This window comes from Streptococcus henryi DSM 19005, assembly GCF_000376985.1.
Classification (GTDB): domain Bacteria; phylum Bacillota; class Bacilli; order Lactobacillales; family Streptococcaceae; genus Streptococcus; species Streptococcus henryi.
In genome coordinates, this window is record NZ_AQYA01000031.1 from 39,389 (window position 1) to 59,209 (window position 19,821).

The following is a 19,821-nucleotide window of genomic DNA, read 5'->3' on the forward strand; positions in this document are numbered from 1 at the left end:
TTTTGACGATTGGACTAATAAGAAAAAGCAACGGAAAACAGTCCATTGCTACATTTCTAAATATCTAAGCTAAAGCGCTTCTCCAACCAGGCTTCTGCCAAGTCTATCCACTTGCTAACGTCTGAGTTGAGGTGAGAGCTCTTTGAAGCTGTTGCCTGAGTACCAAGAGCAAGGCCATGTTCACCCTCTTCAAAGATATGGAGTTCAAAAGGAATTCCTTTCTCGGCCAGGGCTGTAGCTAACCTTGTAGATTGACTAACATGAACCAATTGGTCACCTGCTGTTGCCCAGATAAACATGGGAGGAGTTGCCTCATCAATCAGACGACTGGCACTTGCCGCTAGTAGTTGCTGGTCACTTGGTTTCTCAGCCCCAAAAAAGGCTAAATTCGAAAGCTTAAAGAGCCCCTTCATCCAGTCCTCTTGTTGATCAACATACGCTTGATGAGAGAGATAATCAGTAATAGGGTAACCAGCTATGACCGCTGCTGGCTTCAAAACTGCCACATCAAAGTCCTGTGTTAAAACAGGTTTATTCCAATGTACTGCATAATTGGTGACGCTGTTCCCACCAGCTGAAAATCCACAGAGGATTAATTTATCGGTATCCACAAGCCATTCTTCTGCCCTTTGGTGGATAATGGTAAAAGCCTGCGCAATATTTCTCATTTGAGCAGGAAAGATGTCCTCCTCCCTATCTTCTAGAGAAATCTGGCTCAGCTGTGAAAAATCAAAGTCCCTAGCTCTGCCTTCTCCCCTACCATCCGACAAGACTTGATAACGCAGCACAAAGGCATGATAGCCCATAGCAGCAAAGCGCAAGGCGACTGCCTCAGCCTCCCTATCCGAACAGTAGAGGTAAGCACCTCCCGGGCAAATGATAACCGCTGGCCTATTCTTGCCATTGAGGAGTTCCTGAGAATCTTCTAAAAGATAAGTGGTTAATGTCAATTCCGGCTTGGTCTCATCTAACGATATTTTTTCAATAATCATCATTGTCTCACTTTCATCAGTAAAGAAAGCAAGGATCAGGTCATGTAGCCCTAATCCCTCTTCCTATTAGCTTATTTGCTAAGTAATGTAATTTCTTCAGTCAATCCAAATGGCTCAACCAGCAAATACTGGTTAAGTCCTCCACGGAAAACTGTTCCAAGGGTATTTGTCACCTCAATGCGAAGCTCATTCTCACCATCATGGAAAAGACCTGCAACATCAAAGCGGTAAGGTGGGGCAATCTGAATCCCAGCTGACTGTCCATTGACAAAGACTTGAGCAATTTCATAGGCGTGGCCTAAATCCAATCCAATGATATCACTGGCCTTGTCAAGGTTAACTGTCGCAGAATAAGCAACTGTTCCACTCTTGCGATCATAACCATCAAGGAGATTAATTGGTTTGAGAGCTGACATGGTCGTTACAGGCTCAAAGTTTGGATAGCTTTGCGCATCTGCCAAATCAACTTGCCAGTTTGCGCTTAATAGTAGCTCATGACTTGCTTGAACCTCCTCGTCAAGTTCGTTTTCTTCACCAAAGACCCAGACGATGGTTTGGTAGGGTTCTAAGACAAGTTGATTATCATTGACTACTTTAAAGCAATCCTTATAGGCATCATAGGCAATAGCTCTGCCCTGGTTACTTGCAAAGTTGACCTTAGTATTGACAGTCTCTGACAAGCTTTCATTGAAGAACATCCAATAATCTTTGCCATCTTTTTGATAGTGGTAATAAACTAATTCAGGGAATTCTTGATCTAATTGCAATTCTACATGAACTGCCATTTTTTGACTGAGTTCTTCCAGGGCCACCACTTCCGCCTGGCTATGAAGCTCTGCCTTGTTTTTAGGAAGGGCGTCAAGGAAGACAACTTGAATTCCAGCTGCCATAAGCTTGTTAAGGATTCCCATCACTTTTTCTGGAATGTACTCTGCATAAGGGACCACCAAAGCTTTAAAGTCATGCTGATTAATGGTCAATTTATCTGAAGAAAGCTCCGCTTTTTCCAAAAGATCGGCACTAACAATATCAAAATCAATTTGTGCCTGGGTCAAAACCCGAGCAGGAACTTCGACCGGCATGTAGGCGCCAGCCCACTCAAACTCAGCAGGGTAAAAGAGTGCCACAGGAGCCTTGTGGTGGCCATCGCTAAAGAGGGTCATGAGGCGGTTCATGTAATCCGTCAATTGATTCATGTATCTAAACTGAGGATTGTTGCCACGGGCATAAAAATGCGGTGGGCAATCCCAATCTGGGTAGTCTTTTGGACTAAAGGCATGGGGAACGATATAATTGATACCGCGGACAATCAGGTGGTCTGTAATCCATTTCATGGTTTTTAGACCCTCATTCCATCCATAAGCCCCGTAGGCTTCACACATGGCACGGCCTTTTTTATGAGGGTAGAGGTCCGCCTCTGAAGCACCCAATTTGGCAAGGGCATAGTGGTAAAACTGACCATCACTGCCCACTGATTGGAAGGAATCGTGGTGGTAATTCATACCTGGAACGACTTGACCGCCGATAACGTCAATTCCTGAAAAATGCTGGGCTTCTTGACCACGGAAGAAATGTCCAGCACCATATCCTAAGCGAGCATGGGCTCCATTATCCTCAATATTGTGCCCCAAATAATCAAGGCCGTGAGCCTGACACCAGTCAGCTAGAACTTTTACAAAATTCTTATTGTATTCCTTAGTAATCAAGTCCATATAGGCATAACGAACCTCACGCTCGGATTCATCAGCAGAAGGAACCCAAAGCAAAGGAAGGAGTGACTTGTCAAAAGCTAAATCCTTTTCAAGACCAGGTCGCCAAGGAAGGACCATATCAGGCTTGCCAATTGGTGCTTCTGACCCAGAAGCATTACCAAAACGAGGCTCATCTGAGAAAAATGCTGTAATGGTTGAACCAAAGTGTTCTCCAACATGGGCCAAATGCTTCTCATAAACTTCATCAACCAAAACCTGCGTCGCTTCAGCAACAAGTGGATTCAAGTAATCCTTGGTACTAGCTTCACCACCTTCATGAGTTGAAAAGACGACAAAGACAGACCAATGTCCAGCAGGAATATCCAAATAGATGGTGTCGTCTTTGAAGGCGTCTGAAATATCAACCAGACTAGTCATATCAATTGGGTCGCCAGATGTCTTGTAATCCAGATGGCGTTTAACCATGTAAACACCAATGACATCAATCATTTCAGTTTGTCCAGGCTCCCATGGACGACCTTTAAGCTGAGCGGCATCAATACGAGCGCCAGCCATTGGACCTACCACGTCAAAACGACGCATGGTTAGATATTGTTTAAGGTATTGAGGATAGTCCTCTTTCACTTTTCCATTAGCAAAGCCAGTTGGAAAATGAGAGTCATCAAGGACCCATATCTTCATATCCCGCTTTTGACACTCACGGATAATAATACCTAGGTCTGTCCACCATTTATCCCCTACAAAATCAGGGTGGGGACGAGACTCAACACAAACAGCCTTCATTCCGGACTGATAGATTTTTTCAACGTATTCTACTAAAATTTCCTCTTCTTCTCCATGTTGCCAGAAGAATGGGAATAAATGATTAGAACTTTTCATAAACACCTCATACTAAACTAGAAAATCCTGCCCAAAGCATTTTCTTTCTGAGCAGGATTAAGTGACATTATTTCTTAGACTCTTCACCTGTACCAAATACTAAGTTGAGAATAATTGGTCCGAAGAAAGCGATAATTGAAGCAATTAAGAATGAATAGAAGCTCTTCATATTGCCGTCAGGTCCAATAAAGAGAGGGAAGGCAAAGAGACCACCGCCACCAAAGGCATAAGCTACCGCATGGTTAAATCCTTGAATAGCACCAGCAATACCACCAGAAATCATGGCATAGATAAACTGTCTGCGGTATGGAAGAGCAACTGAGTAAATAATTGGTTCTGTAATACCAACTAGACCTGTTACCCCAACCGAGTAACCAAGTGATTTATTTTTAGGATTTTTTGTTTTCAAGGCAAATCCAATCGCTGCCCCTGCAAGTGCTGTTACGGTTACACTAAATACAGCGTTAAGTGGATCTTGTCCCAAGTTAAAAGTATTGTTAATCAAGATTGGTACAAAGGCATAGTGAAGACCAAAGATAACCACCAATTGCCAGAAAGCACCACCGATGATACCAAAGAGAATTGGGCTGATACCATAAATAGCCATAACAACTGTCGCCAATGCATTTGACAACCAAGTCATGACAGGACCAATAGCAAGAAATGCCAAAGGTGCTGTAATTAAGAAGGTCAAGGCTGGTGTCAGCATCCAGTTAATGGTTTCATGGATGTGTTTCATAAAGAATTTCTCAATTTTGGCTGCAACCCAAGCTGCAAGCATGGCTGGGAAGAGTGATTGCGTATAGTTAACTAGGACAATCGGAATACCAAAGAAACTGATGGCTTCTCCAGCTGACTGTAGCGCAACAATATCTGGATAAATGAGGGCTGCACCTAGAGCCGCACCAATGAATTGGTTTCCTCCAAATACCTTGCTGGCATTAAAACCAACCCAAATTGGAAGGTAATAGAAGAAAGCTTCTGAAATAGCATACCACACTTGATAAGCACCATCAGTTTCTGCTAAGAGACCAGCTGATAAAGCCAAGGAAACAAAAGCCTTGATAATACCGGCAGCAGCCATTACACCAAAGGTAGGTGACATGATACCAACGATGGCTTTAAAGAAGCGATTGAAAAGGTTGGTTTCTTTTTCCTCTACCACTTCCTCATCAACTTCAGGAGCTCCCATTACTGTCAAAAATTCTTTGTGTACATCAGGTACACTCATTCCAATGATAATTTGATACTGTCCCCCTGAAAAGACCGAACCAGCAACCTTTTCCAAACTATCAACCTTCTCTTTGTCGACCGCTTTCTCGTCTTTTAAAACCAGACGAAGACGGGTTGCGCAGTGAGTTGCCCGTGTAATATTATCCTTACCACCTACAGCAGCAAGAATATCTGTAACTAATTGTTCGTAAGCCATGGATCTTCTCCTTTAAGTTTTTATTTTTGAATAATAAGCAGAGCATCTTTGGTAAAACGATGCATGTTCACTTGAGTTTGATTCTTTTCAGCAGCGTAATGAGCTGTCGCAACCATCCTATCCTTGGACTCAAGATCCAGATAAGTCATCTGAGCATCCGTCAAGTCACCTGATAATTTAAGGGTGATGTTTGATGGAATGTAGACCAGGATAAGTCTGTCATTTTGAGCAAGACGAATTTCTGATGTCTCATTTTGCAAAAGCTCTTGAGCTGGCTGCAAGTCAAATAAGTTTTGACTCTCAATGAAATCCTTGATAAAGGCATAATCCCATGCTCCTTTAAAATGCAGAGCATCATGCCAATCATAGGGACTTTCAAAGGCCTCGCCAACACTGGAATCAAAGTCTAATTGACTATTGTGCCAAGACCAAATGCCGTGAGCTCCGTAGGTTAAGCCACTAGTGGCTCCCGATAAGACGCTCTGCCATGCCGCCTTGCGGACATCTTCCCTAGAAAAACGACCGTAGACACGGCGACTGTAGCCCATCATTTCATAACAAGGTTCAGAGTTGAGCAAGGGACGCTTGGGTTCCATTTGGTAGAAGCTTTCCGCTAACTGATAGCTCATCTCCTTGAACTCGCTATTATGTCCCGATTGGAACATATAGAAATCTAAATTAGGATTTTCTTTTATAGCCTTAGGCAAATCGGCCTCACGACCACGAATATGGAAGGTCGTCACCGCATGAGGATTATTGTTCTTAACACTGTCAAGGGCAGTATTATAGTAGTCCTCAATGACCTCATCCGTTTGAAAATCTGTATCTCCGCTAATGACATAGATAGGATTATACTTGTCAAAAAGATTCATGACCTTATCGACATAAGATTTCACTTTATCTTTTGGAAAAATTCCTAATTGCTTAATGGGAATCTGGCTGGCCCAGGTGTCTGGAACATAATTAGCCCATAGTAGAACTAGGGCAATGGTCATGCCCTTACTGTAGGCTCTTTCAAACATGTACTCAGCCCGTTTAAAATAGGTGTCATTGTAGCTGCCAAAATTAAAGCTTCCATCTGCATGGACTTCAAAAGGCTTCATATCAAGTTCTGTCTGACTAGCATCCCATTGCTGCAACATGTTGACTTGTAAAACATTAAAGCCCTGCGATTTGCGGTAATCTAGATAATAATCCCAATCTTTGTCATCGATATTGGTAAAAGCTGACCAACAGGTGTCCGCTAGGTAAAATGCAGCTTTTCCATCTTTTTCAAAGTGACGCTGATTCTTTGCTATTTGAAACATGCTACTCCTTTCCAAGATTACTTCTTAGTTTAAATCAAATATCATTTTTTTGTTTTTCTTTATCCAAGATTATTTCTTATTTCGATATCATTATAGCGCTTTCATGCTATAATAGAAATATCAATTCTTGATATAAGGAATATCACTTTTTTAGGAGACTCTATGAACTTTGAAGAACTAGACCTAGAACTTTATCGCCTAACCGACAGTGAAGAACGCTATCTCCATCATGACTATATAGATTACAGGGCGACAGCCTTGACCACATCTCCTAAAGATAGTCGACTCTTCCAATTTTCTTTAAAGCATATGATTGATCAGGAAAACAATGGCACCAGTTACTATATTCGAAAACAAAGCCGTTTTGCTCCAGTCCCAGCCCATATCACTGATGTTATTGAATTAAATTATGTCTACCACGGCGAAAGCACCCAATACATCAACGGTAAAAAAGTTGACCTCCTGGAAGGTGATCTCATTCTTATTGATACAGAAGTTTCCCATCAAGTTGAAAGTGCTGATTACAACGACATTATCATCAGTATTAACATTGAACAATCCTTCTTCAAGGAGCACTTCCTTAACCACCTTCAAAATCAATCTGCCCTAAGTAATTTCCTCTCTCAGGCCATTTCAAAAAGCCAAAACCATAACCAACACCTACTATTTAGAAGTCAAAATTCCCAAAATCTAAAACTACTCTTTCAGCAACTACTTTGTGAAGTCTATGATCCCAAACTACTAGATTCTGACTACAAGAACCATCTCCTACAACTCATCTTATTGGAATTAATTCGATCTTTTTCCGTAGAGGTCAATGGCACCAGCGAAGACTCCCATAAGCAACAACTAACCCTAGAAATCCTTTCCTATATCAACTCTCACTATAGTCAAACCAACCTTGAAAAATGCGCTCAGCATTTCGGTTACAACTCCAGCTATTTTAGTAGTCTAGTCAAAGACTACACTGGTCAAACCTTCATGCAATTATTACAAGACAAGCGTTTAGAAGCAAGTTTACCTCTCCTTCTTCATAGTAAAGAATCCATAAGAGACGTCTCATTGGAAGTTGGCTTTTCCAATCTAAATCACTACTACAAACTTTTTAAAGCAGCCTATGGCCTGACGCCAGCCCAATATCGAAAAACAAGATGAGTGCAGACGAGGCTGCGAAGAAAATTGAGTCTTAGTTTGACTTTCGAAAAATGAATATTTAAAAAAGGTATAGAATCAACGTTTAGATGACGTAATCCTATACCTTTTGTGTACTTGGGATATTTTATACCCTCTTTTCCTATCTTTTAAAAACTTTTTCAATCTTCTCCAAAGTCACATCTTTAGTTGTCTCAAAGCGTGCCTTAGCATGATTTAGTTCAGGTCCGCCTACTCCGATTGATACTATTCCTGCTGTGTTGATAGCAGTTATACCTGCAACTGAGTCTTCTAGACCAACACATTCTGATGGAAGCAAGTCTAATTGTCGAGCTGCTGCTAGGAAAATATCTGGGGCAGGCTTTCCTTTTCTCACTTCTGAGGGGTCTACAATGGCATCAAAAACATGAGCTAGGCCTAATTTATCCAGAATAATTGGACCATTCTTACTGGCTGATGCCAAGGCTAGTTTAAGGCCTTTTGACTTACAGTCATCAATTAAAGATTTAATCCCAGGTAGGATATCTGTTTCTGTCATTGTAGTTAAAGATTGAAGGTAAAGTTGGTTTTTTTCAATAGCTAAAGCTTCAAATTCTTCCTCAGAAATATCTATCTTGAGGTAGCTTAAAATAGCTGTTAAGGAATCCTCGCGACTAACCCCTTTGGTTTTCACTTCCAATTCATCTGGTAAGTCACAATTGAAATGCTTTTTAATGAGCTGTCTCCATGCACTAAAGTGATAGACAGCAGTATCAGCAATAACACCATCTAAATCAAATAAGATTCCCTTCATCTCAAACCACCTTATCTTGGATCTGTGACTGACCAGCTTCTAAATCACGAATACTACCGTCTGACAAGACGAAGTGTGCTTTTGTGCGAACAGGTAAGTCAATGGTTACAGTCACAATATCACCTTCAATTTTCCAGCTAACATTCAGGTTCCCATTAGGAGTTTTCAAACCACCTTTTATCCAGTCCAGCTGCTTAGTATAATGAGGTTGAATCTTATAGGTATCAGTTACATCATCCACTTCTGGTAAGTTAATACCTAAGATTTTTTCAACAACAAAATCTTGTACAGAGCCATATGCATAATGATTTAGACTATTCATACCTGTTCCACTAATGCTTCCGTCAGGCAAGATAGAATCCCAACGTTCCCAAGTAGTGGTTGCTCCCATGTTTACTTCAAATAGCCAGCTTGGAGCTGCTTCTTTAAAGAGGAGTTCAAAAGCTTCAGTCCTCAAGCCATTTTCCAAAAGGGCATGTGGCAAAGCTGGCGTTCCTGCAAAACCTGTTGTTAGAAAGCCATCGTGCTCTGCCATTTTTTCTTGCAATTTTTGGCTTAGAGCTTCTTGGGCTCTTTGGCTTGGATAAAGGCCATAGCGGAGCAAAAGTGCCAGTCCTGTTTGGGTATCGATAGCTGTTGGAATTTGAACACCTCCGTAAGATTGAGCCATCTGCTGACGCATGAGTTCAACCTCAGATTGAAGCGTGACAGGAGTTAGGTTAAGCTCGTCTTCTATGAAATAGGTCTCCAAAATAGCTTGCTTAACCTGATTAGATAATTCATGATAGAAACTAGCTCTGCTATCACCCAAAACAGCCAAAGCTTGAGCAGTATAAGTAGCAGAAATATAATAATAAACACTTGCAATAAGAGAGGAATCTGTAGCTCCAAAAACAGAACCAGCAATACCTGAATCCAGGGCTAACCAGTCGCCTAATTGCCAGCCAAAGTCCCAAAGTCTCCTTCCACCACGCGCCTGGTCTTGTTCATAAATATAATCCACCCAGTCTGTCATGGCATCAATATGCTGAGCAAGAAGCCCTTTGTCACGGAAGTGTTTGTAAAGGGTGTAAGGAAGAACCGTACCAGCATCTCCCCAGACTGCAGCTCCTGCTGAAGCTAAAAATGGATTTAAGCCTTCTTGTGGAGCAATCTTAGGATAAGGCGCAAAGAAAGGAACAGCACCCTTCAATTCTTTTTGCTCGAGTCGAAGGTTCTTCATAAAATGTCCCAAAAAAGCTCTGGTTTCCATATTATAGGAGGCAGTATTAGCGAAGACTGTGATGTCCCCAGTCCAGCCCATACGTTCGTCGCGCTGTGGGCAGTCAGTTGGAATACTAAGGAAATTATCCCTCTGACTCCAACGGATATTACTCAATAACTGATTGAGTTTCGCATGTGAGGAATTGAAGGTAAAGGTCCCATCCATCTTACTTTGAAGGGCTTGAGCTGTAAATTTCAGAGCTTCTTCCTCAGACAAGCCTGTAACCTTGACATAACGGAAGCCAAAGAAAGTAAAGTGAGGTCGAATCTGACGCTCTTCCTTATTATTTCGGATGATAAATTCCTGCTTTGCAGTCCGAAGATTATCGATATAAAAAGCGCCATCTTGTAAGACTTCAGCAAATTGGAAACTAACATTGGATTTATCAGCAGGTAGAGGCCCACTAATCCAACCTGTGATTTCTTGACCAAAATCAAGAATCAAATCTCCCTTGGAATCAAAGAAGGCACGTGCTTTCAAGGTTTCAGCAACCTCCACTGGCAAATCAAGTCGTGCTGTTAATAGTTCTTTTCCCGCCTCTTCAACTACTGTTGTCAACTTTTGAATTTTAGCGGCGTAGTCTATAGTCTCACCATCATAGATAGCATTTTCTTGGGTATGATTGCTTCTTGTCAACCAAGTGCCATCAGTTACAATGACATCGTCGCTACCATCTTCATAAGCTATATGGAGTTCGGCAATAAGTTTTTGCTTATCTCCATAAATATTTTCAAAACCACCTTCAAAAACAAAACGTCCGCGATACCAACCATCACCAACCAAAAAGGTTAAGTCTGTATCTGCCTCTAAATAATCAGCCACATCATAGGTCTGATATTGTTTCATTAAATCATAACTGTGATATCCTGGCGTTAGGTATTCATGACCGACTTTTTCTCCATTAATTTCTAACTCGTAAAGACCTAAAGCAAGCGTATAAAGTCGGGCACTTTTAATAGCTTTTGAAAAATGTAATACTTTTGAAAAGCTAACACTAGCTAGACTCTCTTCCTCATATGAAATCCAGTCTGCTTGCCACTCTTCGTCCATTTTTGCCGTTTCAAACCAACTTCTAGCACTGCTATTCCCAGCTGATACACGCCAAAAATATCTGCTGCGAGGTTTTAAAAATTCAGCTTCAGTTGACAAATTATTAAAACTGCTATCAGTTTCACCTTGCCAAAGAATGTTTTGGAAGTCTGCATCCTCTGAAACATCAACCGAGAATGAAAGAGTGTCTGGCACAGTTGCAGCCTCTAAATCCCAAGAAAATGTTAAATAGTCAAACTGGTAACCAAGCGGTTCATTGATACCATTAACCTTTAAATTACTTATCTTCATGCTGGAGTTCCTCCAAAATATCATTTTCACAAAAGGGATTCACAGGACTAATCCCTTTAAAATCACTGTCACCTGTTAATTTAGCAATGGCCGCCTCGATAAAGTGATCATAGTTACAGTAGGCATTGACAACAGTATCAACCATGGGTAAATCAAAAATATGATAAGGATTGCCAAAACTAATCAGAGCTGTAGGAATTTCTTTGACAAACCAAGGTAAATTATTTCCCAAGCCAAAAAGTGTATGCCAATTAATACGAGCGACGGTTTGATTGCTAGCATTTTCAACATTGGCAACATAGAGAACCGCATCATATTTGCTAGAAAAGTCACCTACTGTATCTAAATCCCAGAAATTAGTTTCTGGCTCGTAGAGACTAACATCAAATCCACGGTTCTCTAGCTCCGCCTTTACCTTCTTAGACACACGTGCATTAGATTCAAAACTTCCAAGAATTTGAACTAAAAGGTGTTTTTGCTTATCAGCTGATAACGGTAAAAGTGCTTGCTCATCTTTGACAAGGGTCACAGAGCGGTCTGCTAAATCTTCTTGCTCGGCAGTGTAATCTTCAAAACTTGCTGTACCATGATCTACAGTCTTATGCAAGCCAAGGGAAGCTTTAGCCGCTAAGATTCTAGTAACTGCCTCATCCAGTCTTTCATGTGTTAGGATACCATTTTTGAGACCATCTTTCATAAATTGAACATCTTCTTCAAAGACACGATTGAAGAGCAGCATATCACATCCTGCTTGGATGGTATAAGGTACTGCTTGACTGCGTTTCATAGCAGAGCAGAAGCCAACCATGGGGCTAGCATCTGTTATGGTCAAACCATTGAAACCCAAATCCTCACGAAGAAGATTATTCAAAAGTTTGGAACTAAGTGTTGCTGGCATATTGTCTCCTGAATAAGCAGGAAATGCAATATGACCAATCATAACAGCTTTAGAGCCAAAGCCAATTAACTCCTGGTAGACTTTTCCAAAAGTCTTCTTCCATGCCTCTACGGATAATGTATTCACAGACGTTAATAAGTGCTGGTCTCGCTCATCAACACCATCCCCAGGAAAATGCTTGATAGAAGTCATAAGATTATTCTCATGAAAGGCACGAATGTATTCTTTAGCATTAGCAATAACGTGTTCAACGTTGCTGCCATAAGTACGTACATTTGTAATGGGATTTCTAAAATCAAAATCTAAATCAACAACGGGTGAGAACCCCCAATTGACACCAACCGCTTTTCCATCACGCGCAGCGATTTTACCCAATGTATAGGCATCCTTGGCATCACCTGTAGCAGCGACCGCCATTTGACGACCATAGGCTGTCGCTTCAAAAGCAGCACCATTGCCGCCATCTTCTAAGTTTGCCGTTGTCAAAAGTGGAACTTTGCTTTTCTTTTGGATATAGCTGTAAGTCTCCTGAACCTCCTTGGCTTCCCCAGGTCGGAAAAAGAGGCCACCAATGTTGACTGAGGCAAGGTGATCAAGATAAGCAGTTTCTGTAGAATAACCAATTGGCAAAAAAAGCTGCCCAATTTTTTCATCTGTCGTTAAACTATCACGTGTGTCTGCAACCCAAGCGATTGCTTCATCATCTAAATAAAATGGATTTCCCTTTAAATTCATTTCGTCTCCTTTGTAAAAATCACAAGGGAGTGTGTCCACGACCCAACTCCCTTGTTAACATTAATCTTGGTCATCACCATGATGACGGGCTTGAATTTCTTTAACAATTTGTGGCAAGTTTTTGTCTAAATCATAGAATAGCATCAATACAATTGATAAAACTGATAAAATAATTGGAATGTAGGCAAAGACTGCTTTGATAGCAAAGATGGTTGCTACTGACTGAGTAGCTGCACCAGCTACATAACCACCAATTGACATGACAACACCAAGAATCAAACCACCAATACCTGAACCAACCTTTTCACCAAAGGTTGCTGCTGAGAAAATCAATCCATCTGAACGAATACCAGTTTTCCACTCACCGTAGTCTGCAACGTCACCTAGCATAGCAAATCCTGCTACTGCACCTGGTGCAATTCCCAATCCGCGGATTACTAAGCCCACAATCACCATTGAAAAGTTAGTTGGGAAAAGAGCAATGATACCTGTTCCAATAAGCATGACAATATTTCCTAAAATCATTACTGCACGTTTTGAAAGTTTAGCCATGATAAAGGGAACAATTAGACTTCCAGCAATAATTGGAGCAAAAGAAAGCATCCCAATAATTGCGACTTTTGACACATCTCCCAAGATATACTGAGCATAGTAGATGTTAATACCACCGAGACCTGACACAATAAAGCTGATAAGCATGGTCAAAATAAGAATAACCCAGTATTTATTTTGGAATAGAGCTTTGATATTATCTTTAGTTGAAACTTTATGGGCTTGATCTGCTCCAAGAGCTTCACTAGTTTCAAGAACACGTTCATTTGAATTTTTATAAAGAACAGTCAGAAGAACAACGGATACAAGGGCAAAGGTGGCAGCCATTTTGGTCCATGAAGAAGCTGCTGTAACTTGGCCAAAACTTTCTACGATTTTAAGCACAGCCCCATTAACTAAGAAGGCACCACCAAAACCAAATAGGGTACGAGAAGTTGAAAGGTAACCACGCTCTTTTGAATCAGAGCTGGTTGTCCCCATCAGGGTGTTATAGGGTACCATGGTCATTGTGTAGACACCAGCAAGTGCTATAACATAGGTGATAAAGGCATAGATAGCTTTCATCCCTTCAGGCAAGAAGGATGGTGAGGTGAAAAGTAAAACAAGGGCCAAGGCGTAAGGAATAACCATGCGCTTAATCCAAGGGCGAGCCTTACCTGTCGCTGTCGCTGTTCTGTCAACAACCGCTCCCATAAAGAGATCTGATACGCCATCAAAGACACGGGCAAATAGAAGGATAGATCCAACGACACCCATAGTTAAACCAACGACATCTGTGTAGAAATAGGTAATGAAACCATTAGCTGTGGTAATCATGAGATTGGCTGCAAGATTACCAAAACCAAAGGTAACTTTTTCACCTAAAGGAACTTTAGTTGTTGAAGTATTTTTAGTCATGCTTGTGCATTCCTTTCAAAGTTATGTTTTAAAGCGCTTTTATAAGATTATTTTACACTTTGAAGTAATCGTTTACAATGCATTAAAGATAGGTTATAATGAACTATCTACAGATTATTGAGGAATTTTATGAATCTAAGTGAACTTGAAACCTACCTCCACCATATTAATATTTTTGAAAAAAAACAAAGAGAAACGGGAATCTCTCAAAATGATATTCCTATCTTAGATAGCTCAAAAAAGGATTATTCATATATAGATCCCGTCCTTAATATCGTGCGTTTCCCAAAATCTGTTTTCTTCACTCAGGGAAATAATATATACATCAGCCGTCATAACCGCTTTGCTCCTATGATTGAACACATTCATGATTTTATTGAAATGACCTATGTCTATTCTGGACAGTGCACTCAGAACATTAATGGTAAAAAAATTAAACTCCATCAAGGAAGCTTCTGCGTTCTTGATCGTGACGTCCCCCATTCTATTGAAGCTCTCGGAGAAGAAGACATCTTGATTAATATCTTGATTAATGAGGAGACCTTTTCTTCACTTTTTCTACTAAAGCTTCAAAACACAACTAATCTACTAGCAAACTTCCTAGCAGATGCCTTCAACCAAGAAGCCAAGCACAATCAATTCATTATCTTTGAGGCCAAAGAAAGCTCCCTTATCCATAATCAGATTCAGCTCATGCTTTGCGAATACTGGTCTTACAAAGCTCAAGGAAATGAATTTCTGTCACACTATCTAGAGCTAATCCTTATGGAATTAATGCGAATTTATAGCCAAGAAACTTATCGTTTAAATAGTACGAACCATTTTAATTATGCTAAAATCCTCAATTATATAGACCAACATTACCAAGATTTAAAACTTGAAAAATTAGCTAAAGAATTTGGCTATAACAGCAATTACCTTAGTAACAAGTTAAAGCGAAGCACGGGAAAAAACTTTCAGGAAATTCTTCTAGAAAAGAGACTCCTTATTGCCTGCGACTTACTCTCTAACACTAATTTATCCTTGGAAGAAGTCTCTTTTGAATCAGGCTTCAACTCCAGCAGTTATTTCTTCAGACAATTTAAAAAGCATTACCAATGTACGCCATCTGAATACAGAAAGAATCAACACTAAAACCCAAGCCACTCAGCTTGGGTTTCACACTCTATTCAATTTTTTCTTACAAATCCAAGAATCCTTCATGAGGGGTCATGCCAAAGAATTCTGCGATTTCTTGGAGTTCTTGGTCTGTGATTTCTTGTTTGATAACACCACCTTGAGCTCCTACTTGTGAGAAGATCATGGCTGCTTTTTCGATAACTTCAACAAGACCATAAGTTTCATCAAGGGTTACACCTGAAGCGAAGAGACCGTGGTGTGGCCAAAGCACCGCTTGGAACTCAGACATTTTCTCAGAGGTTGCAACACCAATTTCATTAGTCCCTGGTGTCATGTAAGGAATCACACCGATACCTTCTGGGAAGACAACAATAGATTCAGCCTGCATTTTCCAAAGGATACGAGACAGATGACGTTCTTCTAGAGGCTGTGTAAAGCTCATAGCTATCAAGTTAGTTGGGTGGCAATGGAAGACCACGCGCTGATTAGGGTTAACCTTGAGGCGTCCAATGTGGCTCATAAGGTGACTTGGAAACTCAGAAGTTGGTTTACCACCATCTTCAAAGCCCCAAACAACATCATAGCTTTGACCATCTGCAGAAATCTTAACCAATCCAAGATCAAGTGTTGGACGAGCATAAACATTACGGAAGTAACGACCAGTACCCGTTACAAGGTAGTAGTAGCCAGCTAGAGCTGAGGCATCAAAACCAAGTTCATAAGTAGCTGAGACCTCAGTCACATCCTCGTAGACTTCAACTTCCTCTGCTAGAAGACGGTAAGAAACATTACCACCGTTACGCTCATCCCAATAACGAAGATAAGATTCACGCGTCACTTCACGCATATTAGTTACATAAGGAGAATCAATAAATTTTGCCATAATATCAGATACCAAGGCCGACCAGAAGGTGACTGAAAAATAGGAAACGCAACCAAGATACTTGCATCTATTTTCCGAGCCTTCCGGTCGGGTTCAATTCCTTTCTTTTTTGAAAATAGCAGAGCTTTGACTGCATTAGCCTGCTTATTCTAATGAATGTTACTCTTAATTTTTACAATTATGCACGTTTGCTCAAAACATCTTTTTCATATTGACGAACTTCAGCCAACCAATCTTCTCCGACTGGCACACCCTTAGTCAAGCAATAGTAATCCCAAACCGCACCAAATGGGAAAGATTTATACTCTTCAACAAGAGCCAAACGAGCTGTCAAATCACCTTCAGCTTCAGCTGCTTTAAGGTCTTCAAGCGGTGTCAAGAAGGATTGAAGCAAGGCTTTTTGAGTATTGCGAGTTCCGACAACATAAGCCGCTACACGGTTGATGGTTGCATCAAAGAAGTCAAGACCAATATGAGTTGTCTTAATCAAGTCATTGTAAACCAAGGCATTGGTAATGTTACGGAGCATATCATCCGCAATAACAACGTGGTCAGAATCCCAGCGCATTGGACGAGAAACATGGAGGTATAGACCTTGATTGAAAGGAGCTACTGCTGCAAATTTATCACCAGGATCTTCAGTCGGATGGAAGTGACCTGAGTCAATTGTCCAAAGGATGCCACGACTCATGGCATAAGAAAGATAAAATTCATGAGTCCCAACAGTGTAGGCTTCCACACCTGTACCAAAAAGTTTCCCTTCAACAGCATCCAAGGTATTTTCAGCAGGATAGTCCACTTCACGCGCCTTGTCCAAAGCTTCCATCAAACGTTTACGTGGTGACACACGGTCAATTGGATTGTCTTTGTAACCATCTGGAATCCAAATATTGTTACAAGAAACAATGCCAGTTTCTTGACCAAAGTAGTTAGAAATCTCACGCACACGACGAAGATGTTCAATCCAAAACTCCTGAACTTCAGGGTCAGCTGATGAAAGTGTGAAGCCTGACTCAGCTTTTGGATGTGAGAAGAAAGTCCCATTGAAGTCCAAACCTAGACCACGTTCCTTAGCCCACTCAACCCATTTGGCAAAGTGTTTTGGCTCAATTTGATCAAGATCAATTGGCTCATCAGATTCCCCATAAATAGCATGAAGATTAACCTTGTGGGTACCAGGAATCAGACTCAAGGCCTTATCCAAGTCTGCACGAAGCTCATCAGCATTACGAGCCTTACCAGGATAGTTACCTGTTACAGAGATAGTCCCTGACAACTCTTGATCTGGGAAAAGAGACCCATTGATGTCATCACCCTGCCAGCAGTGCATTGAAATTCTCACCTTGTCCAAGGCCTCAATAGCCTTATCAACATCTACCCCGATACCTGCGTATTGCTCTTTAGCAATTTCATAAGCTTTTTGTACAGTTTCTGCATTTCTCATGTTTTTTCTCCTAAAATACTGTTTTTTGATATTGTTTTAAATGATCCCTATCTGCAATAGGCTGTGGCTCATAGCGACTTAATTCTTGGTTTTGGCTAAGCCAATGGCGAGCTTCTTTCAAATCTTTCAACTCACCAGATGTCAGCATCTGCACCATAATATTGCCCAGAGCTGTCGCTTCGCCCGGACCAGCAACAACTGGTTTGCCGATAACGTCCGCCGTCAATTGGTTAAGCAATTTAACATTGCTGCCGCCTCCGACAATATGGAGTACTTCCAGCTCACGACCTGTCAAGCGCTCCAAAACCTTCCATTCATGAGCGTAAGCTAGTGCTAGGTTAGAATAGACACACATGACCAGCTCACCCACGGTCTCAGGAACGATTTGATTGCTTTCACGGCAAGCTGCCTGGATCTCTTCAATCATATTGTCAGGATTGGTGAAGCGGTCATCGTTGAGGTTGATGTATTGTAAGAATGGTTCAACCTGATAGGCCTGCTCTGCCATTTCCGCAAAAGAATACTGATAATCCAGCATACGAGCAATTTCTTGTACGGCCCACATACCTGTAATGTTTTTGAGGAAGCGGTAGGTTTTGTAAGCTCCCCACTCATTAGTGTAGTTCTCCGCAAAGGCTGCTTCAGTGGCCATAGGCTTGTCATTTTCTACCCCAATCAGAGACCAAGTGCCACTTGAGAGATAAGCCCAGTTGTCAGTCGTGGCAGGAACACCAACGACCGCAGAACCTGTATCATGAGTCGCTACTGCTATGACTTGAGCTTGAGGCAAGTCGTAGCTGTCATAAAGTTCAGGTAAGATTTGACCGATGACTTGACCCGTTTCAATCAGCTCAGGCAGTTTATCCCCTGATATACCTGCCACATCCAGCAAGTCCTTGTCATAGGCACGGCTATGAATGTTAAGATACTGAGTGGTTGAGACATTGGTTACCTCACCAACCTTTTTACCAGTCAAACGATAGGCAAGATAGTCTGGAATGAGAAGAATGTCCTTGGTTTTTTCAAGCAAGTCTCTATCTTCAGCGTAGAGTTGGTAGAGAGTGTTAAAATTCAAAAATTGAATACCTGTTTTACTATATACTTCCTCTTTAGGAATTTTAGCAAAAACCTGATCCATGACCCCTTGAGTTCTAGCATCGCGGTAAGCAACTGGCTCAGCCAGCAACTTACCCTCCTCATCTAAGAGGACATAGTCAACTGCCCAGGTATCAATACCAATGGTACAGTTATCAATACCCGCTGCCTTAACCTTTTCAAGTCCTTTTAAAATTTCCTCAGTCAGCTGTGTGACATTCCAACGGTCATGACCGTCTATTTTAGAAAAACCATTTTTAAAACGGTGTAATTCAGTTAATGTCAGGCCATTGCTAGTATCAGCTAAGATGACACGACCACTTGATGCACCGATGTCAATTGCTACATGATAAGTCATATCCTTACCACCTTTATCTTTGTTATCGTTTACATCATTATTTAACTATATTTATCCCACATAAACAATATCATAGACTAATGACAAGAGTATCAATTTTACAGGTTATAACAAAAAGAGGCTGGGAAAAGTCCCAATCCTCATTTTTTAAGTCATAGACCCAAGACGCAGTGGTTGATTGGTAGTAAAACGGTCTGGAAAGAGATCTCTTGAAGTCAACAAGAAAAAATAAGACTTGTTGGAAAATCTATTTCCCAAATTACTAATTTCTGTTCTACTTCCAATTATTCTTCAGTTGACCAATAAACTGGTTCAATATAGTCCTTTAGTTTTGTTTTTGTAGTATAAGTTGTTAGTTTTTGCCAAGTCCCCTTAGCATCTTTCTTTTGGACATCAAATGTCTCTTCTTCTATCACAAGGGTACAGATAATGTTTCCTTTTTCTCCGACTGGTACTGGATAAGAAGCTCTGCTTTCATATGCTGGATCTTTCTGTAAATTTACAGGAAATCCATCAACTCTTAGTTTCCCCTTCATATTCAAGAACATTGTTCCTTCTTCATCACTGGCTTCTACTGTATCAATGAGGTAGTCACTATGTTTTGATAGAGTTTTATTTGAGGTTCGCTCAGTTTTGTAAGCCTGAGCCTCATAACCTCCCAACCACTGAAAAGCAAATCTATCTTTAGCAGTAGTAAATTCATAAATAATCTCATTCTTTTTATCATATAACCTTCTGCTATCAAGTAAGCGATAAGACCCTAAAATACCAAAATAGAATGATAAGATGACTCCGCCAATAATGGAAACAAGCACAAGAAATATAATTAATTTTTTATAAGTCTTCATCTAAATCACCTCATTATGTTAGCGTTTTCTATTATTCGCCATCATTATATCATATTCTCTTTTGAGTTTTGGATAGTAAACATTCACGAGAATAAACATAGTCTCTCTAATCTTTTTTCACTT

Annotated in this window: 14 protein-coding genes; 2 read left to right on the forward strand and 12 right to left on the reverse strand. The window is 40.8% G+C overall.

The annotated features are described in order from the left end of the window. Positions 1–56: 56 nt before the first annotated feature. From F601_RS0105305 to F601_RS0105320, 4 genes are all read right to left on the reverse strand, one after another. Positions 57–995: an alpha/beta hydrolase gene (locus tag F601_RS0105305; RefSeq protein ID WP_018164630.1), complete on the reverse strand. Its 939-nt coding sequence runs from the start codon at positions 993–995 to the stop codon at positions 57–59. A gap of 68 nt (positions 996–1,063) precedes the next feature. Next, on the reverse strand, positions 1,064–3,583 hold the full coding sequence (locus tag F601_RS0105310; RefSeq protein WP_018164631.1) for a glycosylhydrolase-like jelly roll fold domain-containing protein: 2,520 nt from the start codon (positions 3,581–3,583) through the stop codon (positions 1,064–1,066). A 67-nt stretch (positions 3,584–3,650) separates the two neighbouring features. After that, positions 3,651–5,012 carry a PTS transporter subunit EIIC gene (locus F601_RS12370; RefSeq protein ID WP_018164632.1) on the reverse strand — a complete coding sequence of 454 codons (1,362 nt, stop codon included), beginning with the start codon at positions 5,010–5,012 and terminating at the stop codon, positions 3,651–3,653. A 20-nt stretch (positions 5,013–5,032) separates the two neighbouring features. Next, on the reverse strand, positions 5,033–6,319 hold the full coding sequence (locus F601_RS0105320; protein WP_018164633.1) for a glycoside hydrolase family 140 protein: 1,287 nt from the start codon (positions 6,317–6,319) through the stop codon (positions 5,033–5,035). Between the two features lie 162 nt (positions 6,320–6,481). On the opposite strand from F601_RS0105320, the gene F601_RS0105325 reads away from it, so the two are divergent. Beyond that, on the forward strand, positions 6,482–7,474 hold the full coding sequence (locus tag F601_RS0105325; RefSeq protein WP_018164634.1) for an AraC family transcriptional regulator: 993 nt from the start codon (positions 6,482–6,484) through the stop codon (positions 7,472–7,474). Positions 7,475–7,613: 139 nt separating this feature from the next. Here the strand turns inward: F601_RS0105325 and pgmB are convergent, their stop codons facing one another. The 4 genes from pgmB to F601_RS0105345 are packed head-to-tail and all read right to left on the reverse strand — an operon-like array spanning position 7,614 to position 13,951. Continuing rightward, positions 7,614–8,264: a beta-phosphoglucomutase gene (pgmB, locus tag F601_RS0105330; protein WP_018164635.1), complete on the reverse strand. Its 651-nt coding sequence runs from the start codon at positions 8,262–8,264 to the stop codon at positions 7,614–7,616. A gap of 1 nt (position 8,265) precedes the next feature. Continuing rightward, the gene (locus F601_RS0105335) at positions 8,266–10,869 is read right to left on the reverse strand and encodes an alpha-L-rhamnosidase (RefSeq protein ID WP_018164636.1); all 2,604 of its coding nucleotides are present in this window, start codon (positions 10,867–10,869) and stop codon (positions 8,266–8,268) included. After that, complete coding sequence (locus F601_RS0105340; protein ID WP_018164637.1) at positions 10,856–12,502, reverse strand: glycoside hydrolase family 3 protein; 1,647 nt, start codon at positions 12,500–12,502, stop codon at positions 10,856–10,858. Before F601_RS0105340 ends, F601_RS0105335 begins: the two co-directional genes overlap by 14 nt. A gap of 60 nt (positions 12,503–12,562) precedes the next feature. Continuing rightward, positions 12,563–13,951, reverse strand: coding sequence for an MFS transporter (locus tag F601_RS0105345; protein ID WP_018164638.1), 1,389 nt, complete (start codon positions 13,949–13,951; stop codon positions 12,563–12,565). A 129-nt stretch (positions 13,952–14,080) separates the two neighbouring features. On the opposite strand from F601_RS0105345, the gene F601_RS0105350 reads away from it, so the two are divergent. Continuing rightward, the gene (locus F601_RS0105350) at positions 14,081–15,085 is read left to right on the forward strand and encodes an AraC family transcriptional regulator (protein ID WP_018164639.1); all 1,005 of its coding nucleotides are present in this window, start codon (positions 14,081–14,083) and stop codon (positions 15,083–15,085) included. A 46-nt stretch (positions 15,086–15,131) separates the two neighbouring features. On the opposite strand, the gene rhaD is transcribed toward F601_RS0105350, so the two are convergent. From rhaD to F601_RS0105370, 4 genes are all read right to left on the reverse strand, one after another. Then, on the reverse strand, positions 15,132–15,953 hold the full coding sequence (gene rhaD / locus F601_RS0105355; RefSeq protein WP_018164640.1) for a rhamnulose-1-phosphate aldolase: 822 nt from the start codon (positions 15,951–15,953) through the stop codon (positions 15,132–15,134). A 178-nt stretch (positions 15,954–16,131) separates the two neighbouring features. Next, positions 16,132–17,397 carry an L-rhamnose isomerase gene (locus F601_RS0105360; protein WP_018164641.1) on the reverse strand — a complete coding sequence of 422 codons (1,266 nt, stop codon included), beginning with the start codon at positions 17,395–17,397 and terminating at the stop codon, positions 16,132–16,134. Positions 17,398–17,407: 10 nt separating this feature from the next. Next, positions 17,408–18,850, reverse strand: coding sequence for a rhamnulokinase (gene rhaB / locus F601_RS0105365; protein WP_018164642.1), 1,443 nt, complete (start codon positions 18,848–18,850; stop codon positions 17,408–17,410). Positions 18,851–19,134: 284 nt separating this feature from the next. Beyond that, the gene (locus F601_RS0105370; protein WP_018164643.1) at positions 19,135–19,698 is read right to left on the reverse strand and encodes a hypothetical protein; all 564 of its coding nucleotides are present in this window, start codon (positions 19,696–19,698) and stop codon (positions 19,135–19,137) included. Positions 19,699–19,821: the final 123 nt, after the last annotated feature.

Coding starts and splice junctions, on each gene's coding strand:
- pgmB (WP_018164635.1), bottom strand. CDS start 8,264: ATGAAGGGAATCTTATTTGATTTAGATGGTGTTATTGCTGATACTGCT.
- F601_RS0105305 (WP_018164630.1), bottom strand. CDS start 995: ATGATGATTATTGAAAAAATATCGTTAGATGAGACCAAGCCGGAATTG.
- F601_RS0105325 (WP_018164634.1), top strand. CDS start 6,482: ATGAACTTTGAAGAACTAGACCTAGAACTTTATCGCCTAACCGACAGT.
- F601_RS0105320 (WP_018164633.1), bottom strand. CDS start 6,319: ATGTTTCAAATAGCAAAGAATCAGCGTCACTTTGAAAAAGATGGAAAA.
- rhaB (WP_018164642.1), bottom strand. CDS start 18,850: ATGACTTATCATGTAGCAATTGACATCGGTGCATCAAGTGGTCGTGTC.
- rhaD (WP_018164640.1), bottom strand. CDS start 15,953: ATGGCAAAATTTATTGATTCTCCTTATGTAACTAATATGCGTGAAGTG.
- F601_RS0105310 (WP_018164631.1), bottom strand. CDS start 3,583: ATGAAAAGTTCTAATCATTTATTCCCATTCTTCTGGCAACATGGAGAA.
- F601_RS0105360 (WP_018164641.1), bottom strand. CDS start 17,397: ATGAGAAATGCAGAAACTGTACAAAAAGCTTATGAAATTGCTAAAGAG.
- F601_RS12370 (WP_018164632.1), bottom strand. CDS start 5,012: ATGGCTTACGAACAATTAGTTACAGATATTCTTGCTGCTGTAGGTGGT.
- F601_RS0105345 (WP_018164638.1), bottom strand. CDS start 13,951: ATGACTAAAAATACTTCAACAACTAAAGTTCCTTTAGGTGAAAAAGTT.
- F601_RS0105335 (WP_018164636.1), bottom strand. CDS start 10,869: ATGAAGATAAGTAATTTAAAGGTTAATGGTATCAATGAACCGCTTGGT.
- F601_RS0105350 (WP_018164639.1), top strand. CDS start 14,081: ATGAATCTAAGTGAACTTGAAACCTACCTCCACCATATTAATATTTTT.
- F601_RS0105340 (WP_018164637.1), bottom strand. CDS start 12,502: ATGAATTTAAAGGGAAATCCATTTTATTTAGATGATGAAGCAATCGCT.
- F601_RS0105370 (WP_018164643.1), bottom strand. CDS start 19,698: ATGAAGACTTATAAAAAATTAATTATATTTCTTGTGCTTGTTTCCATT.